This window comes from Streptomyces sp. NBC_00872, assembly GCF_045161915.1.
Lineage (GTDB): Bacteria > Actinomycetota > Actinomycetes > Streptomycetales > Streptomycetaceae > Streptomyces.
This window is the reverse complement of sequence record NZ_CP108806.1, coordinates 972,065-992,582: the sequence shown is the minus strand read 5'-3', so window position 1 is coordinate 992,582 and position 20,518 is coordinate 972,065. Positions and strand designations below refer to the sequence as shown.

The window sequence follows — 20,518 nt, the reverse complement described above, 5'->3', positions numbered from 1 at the left end:
GTCCCTGAGTCCGTCCCCGCGCCGGGACGGGAGAGTCGTCCACTCATCCGATGTCTGACAGCTCTTCACGCTTCCCAAGGGTCTTACGCGTATCGCCGCGCACCGCATATGCTCCGCCCATGCGTGCCGCCCTTTTCGTCACCTGTGTCAATGACGCCGTCTATCCGTCCACCGGGATCGCGACCGTGCGGCTCCTCGAACGGCTGGGTGTCGAAGTCGACTTTCCCGAGGCGCAGAGCTGCTGCGGCCAGCCGCAGTTCAACACCGGATACCGGCGTGAGACCGAGCCGCTGGTACGGCGGACCGCACGCGCATTCGAGGGGTACGACTATGTGGTGACCCCGTCCGGATCCTGCGCGGCCATGGTCCGTCAGCACTATCCGGCCTTCGGTGACACGGCCGCCACCGCCCTCGCCGCACGGACCTATGAACTGACCGAGTTCCTTGTCGACGTGGTCGGCGTGACGGATGTCGGCGCGTATTTCCCGCACACCGTCACCTACCATCCGTCCTGCCACGGACTGCGGCTGCTGGGGCTCGGTGAACGGCCCAGGAGACTGCTGGAGGCGGTGAAGGGGCTGGAACTGCGCGAGCTGCCTGGCGCGGACGAGTGCTGCGGATTCGGTGGTACGTTCGCCGTGAAGAACTCCGATGTTTCCGCCGCGATGGGTCAGGACAAGGTACGCAACGCCGTGTCCACCAGGGCCGGTGTGCTCTGTGGCGCGGACAACTCCTGTCTGATGCATCTCGGCGGAATCGTGAGCCGTGAGGACGCCCCGCTGCGCCCCGTACATCTCGCGGAGATCCTGGCGTCGACGGAAGAGGAGCCCTGGTCATGAGCGGTACGTATCTGGGGATGCCGGCGTTTCCGGTAGCGGCCAAGGAGGCCGTGGGCAACGAGACGCTGCGGTCCAATCTGCGCCACGCCACCCATACGATCCGGGACAAGCGCGCGAAGGCCGTCGCCGAACTGGACGACTGGGGGCGGCTGCGCGAGGCGGGCAAGCGGATCAAGGACCATACGCTGCGCCATCTCGACCGCTATCTCGTCCAGCTGGAGGAGTCGGTGACGGCGGCGGGCGGGGTGGTGCACTGGGCGGCCGACGCGGCCGAGGCCAACCGGATCGTGGCGGAGCTGGTGAAGGCCACCGGTGAGTCCGAGGTCGTCAAGGTCAAGTCGATGGCCACCCAGGAGATCGGCCTCAACGAGGCGCTGGAGGCCGAGGGCATCTCCGCGTACGAGACCGATCTGGCCGAACTGATCGTGCAGCTCGGTGACGACCGGCCGTCCCACATCCTGGTCCCCGCGATCCACAAGAACCGCGCCGAGATCCGGGACATCTTCCGTGACCGGATGGGCGCCTGGGGCCGGGCGGCTCCCGAAGGACTCTCCGACACCCCCGGCGAACTCGCCGAGGCGGCGCGGCTCCATCTGCGGGAGAAGTTCCTGCGCGCCAAGGTCGCCGTCTCCGGGGCGAACTTCATGGTCGCCGAGACCGGGACGCTCGTCGTCTTCGAGTCGGAGGGCAACGGCCGGATGTGTCTGACGCTCCCCGAGACGCTGATCTCCGTGGTGGGGATCGAGAAGGTGGTGCCCACCTGGCGCGATCTGGAGGTCTTCCTCCAGACCCTGCCGCGCTCCTCCACCGCCGAGCGGATGAACCCGTACACCTCGATGTGGACCGGCACCCATGACACCGACGGTCCGAGCACCTTCCATCTCGTGCTGCTGGACAACGGCCGTACGGAGACACTGGCCGACGAGGTCGGCCGGCAGGCGCTGCGCTGTATCCGCTGCTCGGCCTGTCTGAATGTCTGCCCGGTGTACGAGCGGGCGGGCGGGCACGCGTACGGCTCGGTCTACCCGGGGCCGATCGGGGCGATCCTGAGCCCCCAGCTCCGGGGCACCCAGAGCGAGATCGACGCCTCGCTGCCGTACGCCTCGTCCCTCTGCGGGGCGTGTTACGAGGTGTGTCCCGTCGCCATCGACATCCCCGAGGTCCTGGTCCATCTGCGGGAGCGGGTGGCGGACCAGGGGGGCAAGGGGCACCGGCTGGAGAAGGTCGCGATGAAGGCGGCGGGCTGGGTCTTCGACCATCCCCGGATCATGGCCGCGGGGGAGAGGGCCGCGTCGAAGACCCGTCGGCTGCATCCGTCGAGACTGCCGGGGGCAGGGGCGTGGACGGACACGCGCGATCTGCCGAAGCTGCCGCCCGAGCCGTTCCGCGAATGGTGGAAGAAGAACCGCGCGGATGGCCGCGGGAGCGGTGCGCGCCCGGCGGACGGGGGCAGGGACGGCCGCGACGCCGACGGTCCCAAGGCCAAGGACCCCAAGGCCAAGGAACTCAAGGCCAACGATTCCAGCACCAACGATTCCAGCGCGGATGGCCGCGGCTCCGACGACCGTAAGGACAGTGGGACATGAGCACCGGTTCCGGCTCACGGGAGCGGATCCTCGCCCGTATCCGTACGGCGGTCGCCGAGGCCCCCGACGCCCCGGAAGCCGTACGCGACTATCTGGAGACGCACACGCCCGCCGCCCGTATCGTCGATCTGCTCGCCGAGAACCTCGCGGACTACCGTGCGATCGTCCACCGGGCGGACACCGAGGAACTCCCCGGGCTCATCGCACGGCTGCTGGCCGCGCGAGGGGCCCGTACGGTCCTCGTGCCGCCGCTGCTCCCGCCGTCCTGGCTCTCCGCGACGCCCGTGGAGATCACCCGGGTCGAGGACGACATCGACGCGACGGCCCGGGAACTCGACGCGGCCGACAGCGTGGTCACCGGCTGCGCCCTCGCCATCGCCGAGACCGGCACGCTGGTCCTCGACGCGGCCCCGGACCAGGGACGACGCCGTATCACGCTCGTACCCGACCACCACATCTGCGTGGTGCGGACCGCCGACCAGATCGTCGGTTCCGTACCGCAGGCCATGCCGCGTCTGGACCCCACCCGCCCGCTGACCTGGATCTCGGGTCCCTCCGCCACCAGCGACATCGAACTCGACCGGGTCGAGGGTGTCCACGGTCCCCGGACCCTGGAAGTCATTCTGCTCACCGAGTGACCGGGGTGAGCCTCGGCGCCTCGGCGCCCGCGTCGACCGGACCGTCCTGGGCCACGCGTGCGGCCAACTCCCGTGCCCAGGAGACCAGTCCGGCGATATCGATGCCGTACGGGGAGGGGTAGGCGGCGATCCCGCCCGCGCCGCGCAGCAGCAGACGGGCACCGCCCGCCGTATTGCCTCGGGCCGCGTGCGTCAGTCCGACGGCCAGCTGGGCCAGTCCGCGCCACAGGGCCCGTTCGTCCTCGGGCCCTGACTTCCACGCGTCCTCGAACACCTCGTGCGCGTGGAACGGCTTGCCCGCGTCCAGCAGGAGCTGGGCCTCCCGGACGGTCTCCTCGGGCGTACGGACCACCCCCTCGGGCTGCCGCTCCACCCCCTCGGTCCCGTACGGCAACGGCCGCCCCAACCCGTCACGCGGGCGCGCGTTACGCGCCCGCCCCTCGCTGTCACGGTCCCGACCGGTCTCCGTCATACATCGATTGTCGCCCGGACAGAGTGAGTCTTCCTGCCGCACGGAGTGGGGTAATGTTGTCCTGCGCGGTCAGCCGGGGGGATCTTCCCCGCGACAGCCGGGCATCGGGACGTGGCGCAGCTTGGTAGCGCACTTGACTGGGGGTCAAGGGGTCGCAGGTTCAAATCCTGTCGTCCCGACCAGCGTTTTCGCAGGTCGCAGGCGGTATCGGAGAAATCCGGTACCGCCTTTCCGTCTTTCTTGGGGACCAGTTGGGGACCAGTCGCTCTGGCGTGATCCAGCGGCCGTGTCCGGGGTGGGCTGGAGTGCGAGGCTGACGGGGGTGCGGACGGGGTTGAGGTGTGCGGTGAGGGCGTTGCCGGCGTTGGTGATCTGGGTCATGTCGGGGTGGAGGTAGCGCTGGGTGGTGAGCAGAGAGCCGTGTCCGACGATCTTGCGGAGGACGTGGGCGGGGACGTCGGCGTCGGCGAACCAGGTGAAGCCGGTGTGACGGAGATCGTCGCGGCGCAGGTGTTCGTGGCCGAGCGAGGTGACCACCTCGTCCCAGTGGGTGGCGTCGCGGAGGACTGCGGTGGAGATGCGTCCGCCGCGGGGTCCGGTGAACAGCCGGGCGTCGGGGTTGGGTCCGGCAGCGAGGAGGCGTTCGGCGACGAGGGGGCGGATTTCTTCGATGAGGGGGACCTGGCGGGCGCGTTTGCCTTTGGTGTTCTTGTCGGTGAATCCGCCGGGTGCGGGGGTGGTCTGGCGGCGGACGGTCCAGATCCAGGTGCGGGTGTCGATGTCGGCGACGCGTACGCCGGAGACTTCGCCGATGCGGGCGGCGGTGGCGGCGGCGAAGACGACGACCTCCCCCCATCCCCGGTAGTGGTCGTGGGAGCGGTCGACGAGTGCCTGGGCGAGGCGGAGCAGGGTGGGCCAGTCGGGCAGGGCGAGGGCACGGGGGTTGTCGAGTTCGTCTTCTGCCTGTTTGTACTCGCGCTGCCAGCCGGTGACCCGGGCCGGGTTGATAGTGATCAGCCCGTCGCGGACCGCCTGCTCCATGACGCGGACGAGGACGGCAAGGCTGTTCTTGACAGTCGACCGGCTCTGCTCCTCGGCGATCCAGCCGTGGACCGTGCGGTCAACGGCGCCATTGGTGATCATCCGGACAGGGAAGTGCCCGAGGGCGGGAACGACACGGCGGCGCCAGCCGGCGAGGTAGGGGTCCAGGGTTTTGAGTTCCAGGCCGCGCAGGGCGAGGTCCATGTTGGTGGTGCCGTATTCGGCCAGGGACATGGTGGCCACGTTCGGCGCGATCCCGGCCTGGGCGGCCTTGAGGATGTCGGTGACCCATTCCTCGGCCTCGTCGTGTGTGTTCCTGGCGGCGGAGAGGGACTTGCGGCGTTTGGAGACGGGGTCGAACCAGCGGACGCGGGCACGGTAGGGGGAGGGCCGGCCGGGGCGGTGCTCGATGTCACTGGACACCCGTACACCGAGCGGGACGGTCTCGGTGTGGGGCATCAGGCAGCCGGCCCGGGGGAGACGCGGCGCTGGGCGATCCAGTGTTCGACATCGCGGGCGCTGTAGAGGACGACGCGCTTGCTCACGCGGACGTACGGGGGGCCTTGGCGGGGGTGTGCGGTGCGCCAGCGGCGCAGCGTGGAGGGATCGACGTGGAGGATGCGGGCGAGTTCCTCGGTCGAGTACCAGGGGCCGGGCAGCAGGGCGGCCGGTTCGGCGGTGGTGGTTGCTTCGGGCGGGGTGGAGGGGGTGGTCATGGAGTCCTGAGAAGGGGGCGGGACGGGCGGCGGCGGTGTGCGCGTGGCGGAGGGGGCGCGTGGGGGTAAGTCACCCTTCAAGTCTCCGAAGATTCCCCGGTTACCGAAACCGGCGATCACGTGCTGCAGAGCCCCCCGCCGGACACCGGCACAGCACGTGCCATCCAGGCGAAGACGCAGCCGCGACCGCCACCGCAGGACGCGAATGCCTTGTCCAGCTAGGAGGTGAGGGGCCGGAGAGATCCTTCTTTTGCTGGGACTCGGCCGCAGGTGACGGGGGTGCTGCCCCTGCTCTCTTCGGCCAGCCATAACTCGTACGGCTGCTCGCTCTCGCTGATTCCTCAGTGTGCTGGGAGTGGTTGGCCGGTGAGGAGCGGTGGCTCCGGCCGCGCTCCGGGTTCTGGGAGGAGCGAGACGCATTTACGAGTTGGTGCGTGATAGCGGGTGGGGTGTCGTTGCAGGTGGGTGGCATGATCCATGTGTGGCGATCATGGTCAATCGAGCGGTGCTGGCACATCGGCTGTTCACGGGAGTCTCTCGGCGTCATCTCGCCCGCCTGGCCGAGGAATTGGCAGTGCCGTGGCAGGTCGGCGTCGAGGGCCGCCGCCATGCGGCACGAGGTGGGGCCAGGAAGCGGGCCGCAGGAGCCGGCGCCCGTCACCAGCTGGTGTTCGTCGACCGGCTGGTGGCCACGCTGATCCATCTGCGGCACGATCTGCCGCATTCGGTGCTGGGCCTGCTGTTCGGCGTCGACCGCTCCACCGTCACCCGCGCGGTCGCGGAGATACGTGCGCTCCTGGCCGAGCGGGGATGCGCGGTCCCCGACCGCCCCGGTCTGCGATTACGGACGCTGGCGGACGTGTTCGCCTACGCCCAGGCCGAGGGTATCGAGCTGCGCCTGGACGCCACCGAGATCCAGGTCCGCAGGCCACCGGCCGGACGTGGTGGCCGGCGCGCGTTCGTCTCGGGGAAGAAGAAGCAGAACACGATGAAGGCCACGGTCGTCGCCGACCGGCGTGGCCGCACGTTATGGACCGATGCCCTGCGGCCTGGACGTATGCACGATGCCACGGCCGCCCGCAACGAGGGCATCGCCGTGTGCTTCCAGCACTTCCCCGACGTCGAGGTACTCCTGGACGACGGCTACCCGGGTCTGAGCCGCGACCACCGCGGGCAAGCGATCACACCGCCCAGAAAACCGCGTCCGGGAGCACTGCCCGGCAGAGTCGAACAGTGGGAGCGTGACCGCCACTGGCACTCCTCCGACCGCATCACCGTCGAGCATGCCCTCGCCGATCACAAACGCTGGAAGCAACTGATGCGCTGGACCCACCGCCGCGACCGCCTGCCCGACACCTACCGCGCCATCGCCAGCCTCGTCTCCGACCGTACCTTCAACGCCTGAAAACAGGTCACGACCAAGCGAAACACGGCCCACCCGCTATCACGCACCAACTCGCTATCACCGCCGTGCATGGATACCTGGAGGAGGCTGGCAGGGTGGGTGCTCGGTCAACGCCGCCCGGCGAGTATCCGGCGTCGCCGCCCACATGGCTGTTGTCACCGTCGTCAACGGATCGTGATTCCGGGGTAGTGGGCGCGCACCGGAACTGCCCTCCGGAACGGCCGTCGACATGTTCCCGATGACGCATCATGTGGAGTGCGTTGCCATCCTTGAACCGGCGGCTAAGGGCTCCTGACCTGCGGTTTTGTGTGTGCGCATTATGTGCGGTGTGGGCGCTACGGGCGATATCTTGACGCTGAAATGACGCTCGTTCTGATGGGCTGTCAGGCGTGTTGCTGGGCTGGTCAAGCCACGTGAATCGGTGTGGTCGCAGAAGCACAGCGGGAAAAGGTTCCGTGGGTCGGTCGGGAGATAGCCGGGACGGCATCATGGTGGGGTGGATCACAACCTCAGCGGGCTGAGCACCCGGGAGTTCGAGCACATGTCGCAGGCCCTGGCCCCGGAGATCCTCGGGCCGGGCGTCTCCGCCTTCGGGGACGGTAAGGACGGCGGGCTTGAGGCAGCGTTCGAGGGCGGGTGCCCTACCCGAGCGAGCTTGAGGCATGGGACGGCTACGGGGTCGTGCAGGCCAAGTTTCGGCAGCGTACGGATCAACAGCCCCAGGCTGCGGTCTTGTGGCTGAAGGGGCAGGTCAAAGAGGAATTCGAAGCGTGGCTGAGCCCGACCTCGAAGCGGGAGCGGCTGCCCGAGTATCTGATCTTCACCACCAATGTGATCCTGACTCCCGTGCCGGGAAGCGGAGGCATTGCCCAGATCGAGCAATTCGTGTCCACGTATGCGGCACGCCTCAGACTCAAAGGCTGGGCGATTTGGCACTACGATCAGCTGTGCCGCTACCTTGATCGGTACGACTCCATCCGCCGCACCTACGCTGGTGCCATCACGTCCGGTGACGTCCTTGCGCAGTTGCTTGACGCCGTATCCGCCGGACACAAGTCCAGGTCAGATGCCCTCATCGATGCGACCCGTGCCTCGCAGCACCGCCGTGAGGCACGAATGAGCCTGGTGCCCGAGGAACTCGTCGATGCCGTTCTGGATGGGCTGACAAATCCTCATCGCAGGTGGTGACCGTCCCCGCCGGCACTCTGGCGGTTCTGGTCGCTCCGATGGGAGCCGGAAAGAGCGAGGAAGCCGAGAATTGGTGGAGGGAAGGGCTTCGCGAGGCTGCGGGTGACCCTGATGTAGTGATCCCTGTATGGGTGGATGCGGGTAAGGCCGTACCGGATCTGCTGGACGCCGTCACGCGCGCGGGCGGCGAGCCGGTAAGTGGCCTCGGACGTATCGTGATTGACGATCTCGATAGGCTTTTATCTGAGCAGGTTGCACAGCTCCTGTACGAGGCCAGGCTTCTGCTGGCCGCCCACCCGACGGCCCGGATTCTCGCCGCATGCAGACCTGGAATCGAGCTGGGCAGGGCTGCCGTGCACGAGGTTGCCCCGTGGTCAGTGCGGAAGGGCGCGGAACTTCTGGATCTTGTGGTCGGTGACGACGGGCCCATGCTTTTTGAAGAGCGTGAAGTGCAGGACCTGCTGACCAGCCCCCTTCAAGCCCTGTCCGTCGCCTCCCGCCTCCTGGCCGGTGAAGACGCACGGGTGTCCAGCCTGGAGCTGATGTCCGGTCTGGCCGCTTCCTGAGCTGAACCGGATTTTGTAGCGGCCCTGAAGCCAGGCATGATCGCCTCGGCAGATGGGAGAACACAGGTCCGATGCCTGCACCACGGAAGTACCCCGACGAGCTGCGTGAGCGAGCACTCCGCGAGGTCCAGACCTCGGGCCGCCCAGTCGCGCACGTCGCCCGGGATCTGGGCGTCTACAAGGAAGCCCTGCGGCAATGGGTCCGCCAGGCCGAGGTCGACCACGGCGACCGGCCTGATCTGCTCACCACGGCCGAGAAGAGCGAACTCGCCCAACTCCGCAGGGAGAACGCTGAGTTGAGGCGGGCGAATGAGATCCTGAAAGCTGCCTCGGTGTTTTTCGCGAAGGAGCTCGACCAGCCCCGCACGAGGCCGACGCGGTGATCAACCACCTCCGCGACGACTTCGGGGTCGAGCCGGTCTGCCGGGAACTGGACCTTTCAGTCTCGGCATACAACGCCCGCCGCAGGCGGGCGAAGTCCGCCCGGCGCTTGCGCGACGAGCAACTGCTTACAAAGATCCGCGCCGCCCACGCTGCCTCCTGCGGGACCTACGGCGCCCGCAGGAGCCACAGCGGTGACTGGCCACACCGGACCGCTCCCAGGAGCCGCGGGCTTGGTGCACCTGAGCCGGACAGGGGACGCCACCGCCAGCAACGGCGGTCTGGCCAACACGGGGTACCTGGCGATCGACCACCTCACTCTGGTACAGCAGACTGCCCCGCGCGCATTCGTTGCCTGGCCGCACCAAGTCGGCGTGCTGCCGCCCCCAGCTCAGTCCTTTCAGCACCGGACAGAGGTTGATCGGCTGCGTGACGCGGTCAACCGTGGTGGAACCGCAGTGCTCACCCAGGTTCTGACCGGGACCGGCGGGGTTGGCAAGACTCAGCTGGCCGCCGACTACGCCCGCACGGCCTGGGACAGCGGCGAAGTGGACATCTTGCTGTGGATCAGCGCGAGCAGCCGCTCAGCCATCATTGCCGGATACGCGCAAGCGGGAGTCGAAGTCCTGGCCGCCGACCCCGGCAACCCCGAGCAGGCCGCGCGAGCTTTCCTGGTCTGGCTGGAACACAAAGCCAACCAGAATCCGTGTCGCTGGCTGGTCGTACTGGACGACCTCGCGGACCCCGCCGATATGCGCGGCTGGTGGCCTCCCACGAATCGCCACGGTCGCGCCCTGGTCACCACACGCCGCCGCGAAGCTGCCCTGACCGGAGAAGGTCGGCGCCGGGTGACCGTGGGCCTCTTCGCCCCCCCCAGGAAGCCGCCGCCTACTTGACCGCCGTACTTGCCGCGCACGACCGCCACGAACCAGCCGACCAAATCAATAGCCTTGCCGCCGACCTGGGATACCTGCCCCTCGCCCTGGCCCAAGCTGCTGCTCATATCATCGACGCGAATCTGACGTGTGTCTCCTACCGAGAGCTTCTGGCCAACAAGATCAGAAAGCTGACTGACCTCCTGCCGGAACCTGGCGCACTCCCCGACGACCAGACCACCAGCGTGGCTGCCACCTGGGCACTGTCCATCGAACGCGCCAATCAACTCCGACCGGTGGGCCTGGCCAGCCCCATGCTCCAGCTCGCCGCGTTCCTCGACCCCATCGGCATTCCCGCTGCCGTCCTCACCAGCCAGCCAGCTCTCGCACACCTCACCGAGCACCGCAATCCACCCGGCACCACTGGCGCCCACCAATCAGCCGAAGTCTCGGCCGAGGACGCTGTGCTCGCCCTGCGGGCACTCCACCGGCTCAGCCTGATCGACCACGACCCCGGCACCCCGCACCAGGCCCTCCGCGTCCACCAACTCGTTCAACGTGCCACCCGTGACACGCTCTCTCCGGAGCAAAGCGACCAGCTCGCCGTGATCGCAGCCGACGGCCTTACCGCCTCCTGGCCTGACATCGAACGCGACATCGCCCTCGCTCAGAGCCTGCGGGCGAACGCCTCCTCTCTCGCCCGCACTGCGGAAGATGCCCTGTACCGGCCTCCATTCCACCTGGTGCTCTTCCGTATCGGTGTGAGCCTCGGGAGAAGCGGACAGACTGCCAATGCGCGTGACCACTTCCAACCCCTGGCTACCACGGCCCGCAACCGTCTAGGCCCGGACCATCACCGGACTCTGACAGCCCGCCACCTTCTCGCCGAATGGCAGGGTGAAGCGGGAGATACAGCCGGTGCGGCAGCCGCATACGAGGAGCTGCTGGCTGACCAGAGCCGGGTGCTCGGCCAACGCGACCGCAATATGCTGATCCTTCGCGGCCATCTCGCCTATTGGCGCGGCCAGGCAGGGGACGTGGCCGGCGCCATCGCTGCACTCGAGAAGGTGCTCGCCGACCAAAATCGGACCGGGGACCGCTACCACGGTGTCGACACCATCAACACCCGCAGCAGACTCGCCCAATTGCGTGGCCGGGCAGGAAATGTCGCCGTCGCCGAGTTCACATCGCTACTGCGCCTCCAAGCGGAGATGTTGGACCCGGACCACCCAGCCACCTTGAGTACCCGCCACGAGCTCGCCCACTTGCAGGGTGCTGCGGGAAACGCAAACGACGCGGCCGCCGCCTTCGAGGAGCTGCTGGGTGATCGGGTGCGTGTGCTGGGCCCTGACCACCTAGACACCCTGAACACCCTAGACGCCCGCGCCCGTTGGCTTGCCCGGGCAGGGGACGTGGCTGGCGCCGTAACCGCGTTCAGTGAGCTGCTGGACGGCCAAGTGCGCGTGTTTCTCGCGGACGACCGCCTCGCTCTGGGCACCTGCCACGAGCTTGCCGAATTGCGTGGCCGTGCGGGGATTGCGGACGGCACCGATACCGAGGAGCTGCTGTTGCTGGGCCACACGGTGTTGGGCCATGGGGGTGCGTGATGGGGGTGCGGTGGTGGTGCGCACTGGATGGGCACCACCACCGCGGTGGAACTGGCGGGCATTGGCGGTTACGCCTGGGCCCGTCCGTCTTCACCGTTTCCGAGGGGTACGGCCATGGTTGCCGTTACTGGGTGCTGCCGGTGAGGGCTACTTGGGAGGAGACGCCGGGGTAGCCGGTCGGCTGGTCGACGGCGTCCCATTTTCCGTTGGCGTGGCGCAGGGTGTGTTCGATGGTGCCGTCGGGTGTGACGGCGGCCATCTGGAACTCGCCGTTGACCGGGGCGGCGGCGAGGCTGCTCAGAGGCTGCTGTCCGAGGCGGGAAGTGAGGTCGCCGAAGGTGCTCCAGTGGCCGTCGGCGTCGCGGATGGCGTGCTTGGTGATGCCGTCGGTGGTGCTGAGGACGATCTGGAGGTCACCGCCGGTACCTGCGAATGCCATGCTCAGTGCGGAAGTGGGGGCGGTGGGGAGGAGGGTGATGCGTCCCCAGTCGGACCAGGTTCCGTCGGAGTAGCGCACGGCGTGATAGGCCTTCTTGTCGGCGACGACGCCTACGTGGGTGTTGCCGCCGGAGGTCTGTGTGACGGTGACTTGGGTGGCGTTACCGAGGATGCCGAGTTTGGCGCTGACGTCGCCCCACTTGGTCCAGGTTTCGTCGGGGTTCTGGATGGCGTGGTAGACGCGTCCGTCGGCGAGGCCGATGAGGGCGAGGCCGGTGCCCGTGGAGGTGACGGCGACGCGGGTCATGCCGGGCTTGTCGCCGAGGTCGGGGGTGATGTCACGGAAGGGGTCCCAGCCGCCGGTGTTGCGGCGGTTTGCTTCGTAGACATGTCCGTCACCGCCGACGGCGAAGACGTAGTTCTTCCCCTTGATCGCCGCGTCGGCGGCATAGGCGATGTCTTCGATGGAGCCGGCGACTTTCTGTACGTCGCCGAAGCCGGTCCAGTCGCCGTTGCTGTCGCGGATGGAGTGGTAGAGCCCGGTGGTGGTACGGGTGAGCAACTGCGCGTGCCACACGCCGGCGGTGGTGGTCGTGGTGGCGGTGATCCAGGGACGGATGTCGTCCACCCGGATGGCCGCCGCGCCAGTGCGTGTTTCGTCGGAGCCGAGACACCCGCCCTGCCAGGACAAGCTGGTGACGGCTGCCAGTTCGTTGCGGCCATTGACAGTACGGAACACAGGGGCTCCGGTATCGCCCTTGCACACGGGGGTGCCGTCGATTTCTACGGTGGCGTCGGCGATGGTGCCGGCGGTGAACGCCGCTGTGTGGAGCTGGTCGGGGACCCAGGTGTCCTTGGTGCGGCCGTACCCGGCGCCCAGGAGAGACTCACCCGTGGTGGGAGCCTTGGTGGAGGGGTGCAGGTAACTGATGCTGTAGACGGGAGCATCGAGTTGGGCCAGAACGATATCGCGGTCCGGGTGGGGAACGAGCTGCGTGATCTGCCGGACCTCCCCCGTGGTGTCGGTCAGATCGGTGCGACCGACAGTAACGGTGGACTTCAGCGTGGGCGCACCAGCCTTCACCGTGCTGGGCAGCGCCGGGTCGTCGGCGAAGCATCTTGTAGCGGTGATGACCCACTGGTTGTTCAGGAGGGTACCGGTGCAGGCCCTTACGCCGCCGATGTCGATCTTCGCAGTGAATGAGTTGGTGCCGGCCGCTGCCGCGTCGCCCCCTGTCGCCTGGGCAGCGGAACCAGTCATCACCGCTCCCGAGACCACAGTCGTAAGAAGCGCGGCCATCCACGCCGCTCTTGAGCGCTTGCCAAGCATAGAAGTTCCTTAATCTCAATGAGTACCGATTGATTGCTGCCGTGATCGTTCCGCTTCACATACCTCGCCAGTTAGGCGTGTCGATCAGTACGACTGACTCGTAGACGCGGCGGTGCAGTCCGCAGAGCGATAGCCCGCGCCAGAATGTTGTGGCGGTACCGACCGGGTCGCAGCACAGTTGATGTGGAATGTTGACCGGGTGTTACTTGCCGAACTCGATCTCCACGAGTCTGTGTTCATGAAAGGCGCTGGTCTCAGCCGGTGACGCGGAGCTCGATGAGTGAGCTGGGGTTGACAACCTGGCCGGACTCGCCGTAGCCGGTGAAGTTGTTGGCAGGAGCGTTGATGACGGTGGTCGTGCCGTCGGCTGCCCTGATCGTGGTCTTCACCGGGTCGTCGGAGGTCCAAATGCCGTAAGCCTGAGGGATTTCGAGCGCGAGGTAGGCGGGCTTTGCTATGACGTTGAAGCAGAAATCCAGCTGTCCGTCGCGGCTCATGATCAAAATATCCTCGTTGCCGTCGCAGGACGTCATTAGGAGGTGGCCGTCGCCGCGCTTGAGGGTGGCTCCGGTCTCAGCCTCGATCTTTTCCGCGTTCGGATAGCTGAAGTCCTCGACTGCGTGCGGCATGTCGTCTTCGGCCGCGGCCGTCGCAGTGCTGCCGTTGGCGGCCTCAGCTACACCGAACGCTGTTGCGGTGGCCGCAAGCACAGTGGCCACACCGACCAGCAGGGCTTTATACGCGCGGGATATCACCATGTTATGCCTTTCAGGAAACGGGTTGACGGAGATGAATTACCCCATCAGTTCGCAACAGAGTGAACCACGGGCGAGATCCCACACGTAAGCAGTCGCGAGTGATCCACGTCACCGAGAATCCACACTGTCGCACACAACCGTTCACCTTGACACTTCGACGCCCGCCCCCTCAACCGAATTAAATCGGCAATCAATTAGCATCCCCTCCCAAACTGAACAAATTGCTTCCTGTTGGAACTTTTTCGCAAACATGTCGATCTTGGTCGGCCATGGACGCCAGGCCGCTTGACCTGTACGTTCCCCTCCTTGGGGTGGTGCGGGGTTACGATCCGTAAGCAAGCACAACCGGAGCGGCATGTACGATCAAGCGACTCCGGTCATGCGCGAATATTGCAGCCCTCCACCTATCTCAGGTGGAGAAGTGCTGCTTTTTCGCGCCTCGCTTATGACGCTTCTTCGCTTGATCGGCTGAATTTCTATTCAAAATAGAGGGGGGTTGCCGAGTGAAACGGCACATACCCTCCCGGGCACCAGGCTCGGGAGCATTGAAAACATTCTCGGTTCGACGGCGAGCGCTGCGGATACTGCTGTCCGCAGGAATGTTGTCGGGTCTACTAGGGGCTCCGGCCGCCGTGGCAGCGGACACCTCGACGCCGCCTACCGATGTGCGGGCTCAGATTGTCCGCTACTGGGAAACCGGTGGAGTCGGTCTGAAAGCGGCAGCAGAACAGGCGCTGCTCGGCGGCGATGCGGACATCCAGAAGTTCTTGGACGAGGCCGAGTCCATCCAGTTCAGCGACAACCGCGTTGAGACCGCGCGGTTGGCGATGACCGGCGGTCCCGGGCTGAGGGAGGCGGCCAAGGACGCGCTCCTGACGTCGCCGGCCGAGCTGGAGACGTTCCTCCTCTATGGCTACGAGGAACCGCTGGACGTGGACCGTAAGGTCGAGATCGCCCGGTTGGTGACTCTGGGGGGCGCCGGTGTGCGGGAGGAGGGCAAGGCGGCCCTCCTCGGTACTTTTAATGACCGCGAACTCTTCCTCAACACGGGTCGGTACGAGGCGCTCACGGCTGACAACCGCGTGGAGACCGCGCGGTTGGCGACGATCGGTGGCCCGAATGTGCAGGCCGCGGCCAAGGTCGCACTGAGGGGCACTCCCGAGGACATTGCGGAGTTTCTGGCCATCGGGCAGTTCATCGCCCGCAACCGCGACCAGGAGCACGCGTCGATCGCCCAGCTGATCGACGAGGCGGAGAAGGCCGGCAAGCAGGCCGAGGACGCCACCAAGCAGGCGACCGAGGCATCCCTCAAGGCGATCGAGGCATCCAGGCTGGCCAAGGAAGCCGCACAGAAGGCGGCCGCGGAGACCGCGGCCGCCAAGGACGACGCCAAGACAGCCGCGGTCAAGGCCCAACAGGCCGCCGATGCTGGGCGAGCCGCGGCAGAAGCTGCCCAGGAGGCCATCGGCGCGGCGAACGCGGCCAGCAACGCCGCACGACGCGCCGCAGTTGCGGCCGCGCAGACCGCCTCAGCCGCCGCCGCGGCTGGAGAGGCAGCGAACAAGGCGTCCAGGGCTGCGATCGCTGCCGCCGGTGACGAGGCAAACGCCAGCGCTGCCACCGCTGCTGCGAAGGAGGCGCGCGCCGCGGCAGCCCTCGCTGAAACCTCGGTAGCCGCGGCTAATGCTGCCGGTGTGGCTTCGGCGAATGCCGCGATCGCCGCCGAGTCGGCCAAGGGAGCCAACGCCAACGCGCGTGCGGCAGCCGATGCTGCTGACGAGGCGAATGATTACGCGGATGCCGCAGGTCTGCATTCCGACGCCGCCCGGCAAGCAGCTGATGAAGCACGCCGCCATGCCGATGCCGCCGATCGTGCCGCAGACCGCTCCGCCGCTCTGGCCCGCCGCGCCGCCACCGCCGCCTTCGACGCTCGCGACGCCGCCAAGTCGGCTGCCGCACACGCGAACAAGGCCGCTGACTACGCGGATGACGCTGCCGCCCACGCCGGGAACGCAGCCACCTACGCCGCAGTGGCCCAGAAGAACGCCGATGCCGCCATGGCAGCGGCAACCGACGCGAAAGCCGCGGTGACCAAGGCCAAGGAAATCTACGCCCTGGCTCGGGAGACCGAGAGCGCCGACCTGCAGACCCGCACGGAAGCAGCCATCGAGCGCGCCCGGTCGATGAAAATGACCACGGAAGCCGGTATCTCCGCCTCCGCCGCCTCCCAGGTCAAGGCCCTGTCCTTGAACACCACCGCAACCGAACTGGCCGAGGAGGCCGGGCGGCCCGACGTGGACATCCCGGCCACCGCGGCCAAGGGCCGCCAGCTAGCCATGCAGGCCATGCAACTGCTCGGCCCCTGGCACCAGGAAGCAGCCGCCCGGGCCCTGTCGGGCACGGACCAGGATGTCCTCGACTACCTGCGCACCCGTTGGAAAGAGGCCAACCACAACGACGTCCGCGAGCGCGTCGTCAATCTGAGCACGCAAAGCCCCTACGCCTCCGTGCGTACCGCGGCCACCACGGCCTTGGACGGTACCCCAGAGCAGATCGAGGCATTCTACGAGTCAGGTCAGTACGAGGCCGGCCTCGTCGACATGAAGGTCGACGTCGCCCGGCTGGCTCAAACCGGCGGTCCCAGCATCAGCGAGAAAGCCAAGACAGCGCTCGCCGATGGCACCGGAAAGGTCCTGGCGACCTTCCTGCAGATCGGTCAGTACGGTGAACGGTTCACCGATGAGAGGGTCGTCACCGCTCGCCTGGCCCAAACCGGCGGACCTGAACTGAGCGCGGCCGCCAAGGTCAGCCTTGCCGGCCCGCCCGAGTTGGTGCACGAATTCTTCATCACAGGCCAGTACATGGCCCAGCGCAAGGACGACCTTGCCACCGTCCACGCGCACGAGCTCAACCGCCTCTTGGCCGGGGGTTCCATCATCGCGGCAGACGCGCAGGCGGACGCTTGGCGTGCCGCCGAAGCTGCCGCCCGGGCCCACCAAGCCAGCGATGAAGCGGACCAGGCTTCCGCAGAGGCACAGAAATCCGCAGATCAGGCCAAACAGGCGGCTGCCGACGCCAAAAAATCTGCCGACGCCGCCGCCCAAAGTGCCGCAGCCGCAGCCGCATCGGCTGCCACCGCACGCGATGCCGCCAACCGGGCCGACACAGACGCGAAAGCCGCCGAAAGCTCCGCCTTCCAGGCCGAATTCTCCGCCAGTTACGCCCGTAACTCAGCCCAGCAGGCCGACGACGCCGCCGACGCAGCCCACGCATCCGCCATCGCCGCAGGCAAGAGCTCCGCCGAGGCAGACGCGGCAGCCAAGGACGCCTGGCAGACCGTGCGTACCCTCGCCGAGCAGGAAAGGGAAGAAGCGCTCCGGCAGGCAGAAGCAGAACGCGCCTCGAGAGACGGCGAGCGCAAGCCTTTCTGCATGGACCCCGGCATGGGGATCCTCGAACCATATGTCAACACCACGATCTGTACTGACTTCTTCAATGAAGTCAAGGACGTGGCAACAGACCCTGAAACATACAAAACAGCCGCCTGGGAACTCTCGGGCCTCGCAGACATTCAAAGATGCATCGACGACCCCACCGCCCTCGACTGCACGATGGCCGTGGTCGGCCTTACCCCCTGGGGCAAACTCAAACTCGCCGCAAAAATCGATAAAGGCATCGAAGCCCTCAGAGCTGGACGCGCAGTTCGTCTTACCACCAGCTGCCTGAAAGGTTCCGCACACAGCTTCGTCGCCGGTACCAAAATTCTTTTGGCCGACGGCACCAGTCGCCCGATCGAACAGATCGAAACCGGTGACCGCGTCACGGCCACCGACCCCACCACCGGCGAAACCGGCCCCCGGACTGTCACCCGAACCATCCACACCCCAGACGACCGGAACTTCACCGACCTCACCCTCGCCGACGGCTTCACACTCACCTCGACCAGCCACCACCCCTACTGGTCACAAAACGACCAGAAGTGGAAAAACGCGAGCGAGCTCCAAGCTGGCGACACCCTGCGCACCCCGCAGAACAGCACGGTTGCCATCGCCCATACCCGCAACTGGCAAGGCCTTCAGGACGCCTATGATCTCACTGTCGACGACCTCCACACCTACTACGTCTCCACCGGCACCACCAACATCCTCGTCCACAACACCGACGTACCCTGCCCCGAATGGGTGGCAGAAATCTTTCCCAAGATACAAAATGAATGGAAGACGACTGGTGTAATCAGGGATGCTGAGGGCAAGCGGCTACCGAACCTCCCGGACCGTATAGTCAGCGCAAAAGACGCCGATGCGAAAGCAGTGACCGAATACCTGAAGAGTATCGGATATGGGCATCCACTCCAGACAAATTTTTGGGCTGAAAGTCACGTGGAGGCGAAGCTCGCTTATTGGATGATGATGAGCGAGCCCGCTGTAAAGAACGCGATTGTCGTCATCAATAATAACAAGGGAGTGTGCAAGGGGAAAGACAGCTGTAGCGAACTGGTGGAAGCTATCCTCCCGAAGGGTTACACGCTCACCGTGTATTATCCTGAGGCAAGAACACCTACCACCCTAACCGGCATGGGTCCAAGTAAGGAATGATCCTGGACATTCAACGGAATTGGACGGTCTGAAGCCCTGAAAGAAGAAAGGCGCCGTGGGCTTGAAATTCCAGTGAGTTAGCCTCGGATGAGGGTCCGTCAGTTTGCTGGCGGGCCCTCTCTGTTGGTTCAGGGTGGTGATTTCTGATTGTGGCAGTTTTGGGCCCGGCTGTTGCGTCGGGTTACACGGCTCCAGCCATGGTGGGCTTGCTCGGGAGGGAATGCTGCTGGTCAGCCGGGTTCGGTAGGGCATCGAACCGGGCCCGGGCGTGGGTGATGATGCCGGTCCGGAACCAGTGGTGAGCGAGGCAGAGGATCCGGTGGTGCCCGGTGGTGACGAGTGGGCGGCGGCACAAAACAGATAGAAGCGTATTTTCTCGACTTCCCAGCGGCAAGTAGGTCGATCCGCATCCAGACGAGGCGGTCAGGCCGGGCGGCTTCCCGTGGCTGTCCCTCCCCGAGCTCTCTGGATGGATCACGTGCGAAGCGGTTCGTTGGTGACGTCGGACCGTAGACTGAGCCCGACCAGTAGCGATGGCGGGCTGGGTCAGCTTCTGGATTATTCTGTTGGATTGTGTCGGCGGTGCTGTGTCGACGATCATTAGGTCATGGACACAGACTACTGGGCGGTGCTCGCAGACTCGGAGCGGGAGCAGTGGGGGTACGTTCCCCGGCGGACCGTTGGACCGCTGAGCTTCGGGGTAGATCGGCGCGATGTCATGGCAACGATGGAAAAACACGGTTTTGCCGCGAAAGAAACCGAGATCGAACGCTGGAACCCGCAGCGTGCCCAGTGGCGCGTCGAGTTTCGCAGGGCCGCGTCGGACGAGCGTCGGCCAGCCGTGAAGTGTTACTTTGTCGAGGGCGTGGGTCTGACGAGCGTGCTCGTTGATGGGCTGCGGGGCCCCCAGGTCACCTGCGAGGGTATTCGCCTGATAGGCCGTGTGCCGTCGGAGCTCTCCGCAGAGATGGAGGCGTGGGCGCTGAAGCGGGGCGAGGGCATCTGGTACGGCCCTACTGGCGACTTGGGCTGGCCTGGCTTCGAGTTCGATCGGGGCGCGCAGCGCGCCGGCGATACCGTCGTGAGCTGGGCTGTGTTCTTCGATACAGGTGAGATCGCTGATACCTCCTGGGACATCAATCCGGAAGAGGTCTGGCACCACTGGTAGATCGCCCCCACTTTGGACCGCAGTCGAGCGCTATTGATCAGAAACTCATTGGGTTCACTCATCGATCACGTAGCGGACTGCGGGCTGCGGGCTGCGGAAGTATCCGTGCACGATGTGGGGCTGACGTTGTCGGCGATGGAAGAACCTGCGGGTTTCGGCGGCGAGTTCGGCCTGGCCATCGCCGACGGCGAAGTCACGCCCGAGGAGGGCGAGCCTGAAGTGATGTTCTGCCTGGACGAGTTCGGGCCGCTCAACCTCCAGCCCCACCCCGGCCGGCAGTGGGCGGAGCGCGGCGGCCGGCACAAAGACCCCGACCGCGAGCCCCGGCCCCGCCGACGGGCGACCTACACCCGCCCGCACGGGGTTTGGCACCTGTTCGCTGCCTACGACCTGGCCAAGGAGCAGCTCTACGGCCACATCAAGAAAACCAAGAACAGGTCCAAGTTCCTGGAGTTCTGCCGCTACTTGCGCCCGCTGCACCCCGCCGACGTGCGCATCGCGATCGTCTGCGACAACTACTCGCCTCACCTGACAACGAAGCGGTGCCAGCGGGTCGAAACGTGGGCGGCAGCGAACAACGTCGAGATCGCCTACACCCCGACCAACAGTTCCTGGCTTAACCGCATCGAGGCCCAGTTCACCGCCGTGCGCTACTTCGCCCTCGACGGCACCGACCACCCCAGCCACAAGGCCCAGGGCAGCATGATCCGCCGCTACATCATCTGGCGGAACAAGCACGCCACCGATCAACGCCTACGTGCGGTCATCACCAGGGCGAACGTTGCCTGATGCGGCACTCGCCACCGCCGTGCGCGTCTTCGCCCCGGACCTGCGCTACCTGACGCGGCGTCTGCTGCGCGCCGCAGAAACGCCGTTCTGACACAGGGACTCGCAGCGCCCTACTCGTCAGCTGTC

16 protein-coding genes, 1 tRNA gene and 1 pseudogene are annotated in these 20,518 nt (G+C 66.4%); 13 read left to right on the top strand and 5 right to left on the bottom strand.

The features are described 5' to 3' along the window. The first annotated feature begins 119 nt into the window (after positions 1-119). From OG214_RS04295 to OG214_RS04285, 3 genes are read left to right on the top strand one after another with little or no spacing between them, the layout of a single operon-like run. A complete protein-coding gene (locus tag OG214_RS04295; RefSeq protein ID WP_405983829.1) occupies positions 120-839 on the top strand; it encodes a (Fe-S)-binding protein in 720 nt (239 codons plus the stop codon). Then, on the top strand, positions 836-2,425 hold the full coding sequence (locus OG214_RS04290) for a LutB/LldF family L-lactate oxidation iron-sulfur protein (RefSeq protein WP_405983828.1): 1,590 nt from the start codon (positions 836-838) through the stop codon (positions 2,423-2,425). The genes OG214_RS04295 and OG214_RS04290 overlap by 4 nt, the downstream gene beginning before the upstream one ends. Beyond that, the gene (locus tag OG214_RS04285; protein WP_405983827.1) at positions 2,422-3,063 is read left to right on the top strand and encodes a lactate utilization protein C; all 642 of its coding nucleotides are present in this window, start codon (positions 2,422-2,424) and stop codon (positions 3,061-3,063) included. Before OG214_RS04290 ends, OG214_RS04285 begins: the two co-directional genes overlap by 4 nt. Here OG214_RS04285 and OG214_RS04280 read toward each other — a convergent pair. Then, positions 3,053-3,535, bottom strand: coding sequence for a DUF309 domain-containing protein (locus OG214_RS04280; protein ID WP_405983826.1), 483 nt, complete (start codon positions 3,533-3,535; stop codon positions 3,053-3,055). The two genes, OG214_RS04285 and OG214_RS04280, sit on opposite strands and share 11 nt — an antisense overlap. A 105-nt stretch (positions 3,536-3,640) precedes the next feature. On the opposite strand from OG214_RS04280, the gene OG214_RS04275 reads away from it, so the two are divergent. Then, positions 3,641-3,717 (top strand) — tRNA-Pro (locus OG214_RS04275). Here the strand turns inward: OG214_RS04275 and OG214_RS04270 are convergent. Beyond that, on the bottom strand, positions 3,680-5,035 hold the full coding sequence (locus tag OG214_RS04270) for a tyrosine-type recombinase/integrase (protein ID WP_405983825.1): 1,356 nt from the start codon (positions 5,033-5,035) through the stop codon (positions 3,680-3,682). The two genes, OG214_RS04275 and OG214_RS04270, sit on opposite strands and share 38 nt — an antisense overlap. Then, on the bottom strand, positions 5,035-5,292 hold the full coding sequence (locus OG214_RS04265) for a helix-turn-helix domain-containing protein (protein ID WP_405983824.1): 258 nt from the start codon (positions 5,290-5,292) through the stop codon (positions 5,035-5,037). The genes OG214_RS04270 and OG214_RS04265 overlap by 1 nt, the downstream gene beginning before the upstream one ends. A gap of 490 nt (positions 5,293-5,782) precedes the next feature. Between OG214_RS04265 and OG214_RS04260 the strand changes: the two genes are divergently transcribed. From OG214_RS04260 to OG214_RS04235, 6 genes are all read left to right on the top strand, one after another. After that, positions 5,783-6,697: a transposase family protein gene (locus OG214_RS04260; RefSeq protein ID WP_405987424.1), complete on the top strand. Its 915-nt coding sequence runs from the start codon at positions 5,783-5,785 to the stop codon at positions 6,695-6,697. A 636-nt stretch (positions 6,698-7,333) separates the two neighbouring features. Beyond that, the gene (locus OG214_RS04255; RefSeq protein ID WP_405983823.1) at positions 7,334-7,885 is read left to right on the top strand and encodes a hypothetical protein; all 552 of its coding nucleotides are present in this window, start codon (positions 7,334-7,336) and stop codon (positions 7,883-7,885) included. Next, positions 7,879-8,451, top strand: coding sequence for a P-loop NTPase fold protein (locus OG214_RS04250; RefSeq protein WP_405983822.1), 573 nt, complete (start codon positions 7,879-7,881; stop codon positions 8,449-8,451). Before OG214_RS04255 ends, OG214_RS04250 begins: the two co-directional genes overlap by 7 nt. 71 nt (positions 8,452-8,522) lie before the next feature. Then, on the top strand, positions 8,523-8,834 hold the full coding sequence (locus OG214_RS04245; RefSeq protein ID WP_405983821.1) for a transposase: 312 nt from the start codon (positions 8,523-8,525) through the stop codon (positions 8,832-8,834). A 234-nt stretch (positions 8,835-9,068) separates the two neighbouring features. Continuing rightward, positions 9,069-9,728, top strand: a complete 660-nt coding sequence (locus OG214_RS04240) for an NB-ARC domain-containing protein (protein WP_405987423.1) — start codon at positions 9,069-9,071, stop codon at positions 9,726-9,728. Then, positions 9,725-11,314: a tetratricopeptide repeat protein gene (locus OG214_RS04235; protein WP_405983820.1), complete on the top strand. Its 1,590-nt coding sequence runs from the start codon at positions 9,725-9,727 to the stop codon at positions 11,312-11,314. Before OG214_RS04240 ends, OG214_RS04235 begins: the two co-directional genes overlap by 4 nt. A gap of 124 nt (positions 11,315-11,438) precedes the next feature. Here OG214_RS04235 and OG214_RS04230 read toward each other — a convergent pair whose 3' ends face one another. Next, entirely contained in the window at positions 11,439-13,013 is a 1,575-nt protein-coding gene (locus tag OG214_RS04230) for a trypsin-like serine protease (protein ID WP_405983819.1), read from the bottom strand. Between the two features lie 323 nt (positions 13,014-13,336). Continuing rightward, positions 13,337-13,840, bottom strand: a complete 504-nt coding sequence (locus OG214_RS04225; RefSeq protein ID WP_405983818.1) for a hypothetical protein — start codon at positions 13,838-13,840, stop codon at positions 13,337-13,339. Between the two features lie 632 nt (positions 13,841-14,472). On the opposite strand from OG214_RS04225, the gene OG214_RS04220 reads away from it, so the two are divergent. The 3 genes and pseudogenes from OG214_RS04220 to OG214_RS04210 all read left to right on the top strand — a co-directional run. Beyond that, a complete protein-coding gene (locus OG214_RS04220; protein WP_405983817.1) occupies positions 14,473-18,435 on the top strand; it encodes a polymorphic toxin-type HINT domain-containing protein in 3,963 nt (1,320 codons plus the stop codon). Between the two features lie 607 nt (positions 18,436-19,042). Beyond that, the gene (locus OG214_RS04215) at positions 19,043-19,603 is read left to right on the top strand and encodes a hypothetical protein (protein ID WP_405983816.1); all 561 of its coding nucleotides are present in this window, start codon (positions 19,043-19,045) and stop codon (positions 19,601-19,603) included. Between the two features lie 174 nt (positions 19,604-19,777). Then, a pseudogene (locus OG214_RS04210) lies at positions 19,778-20,392 on the top strand (transposase); the annotation flags it as partial. Between the last annotated feature and the right edge of the window lie 126 nt (positions 20,393-20,518).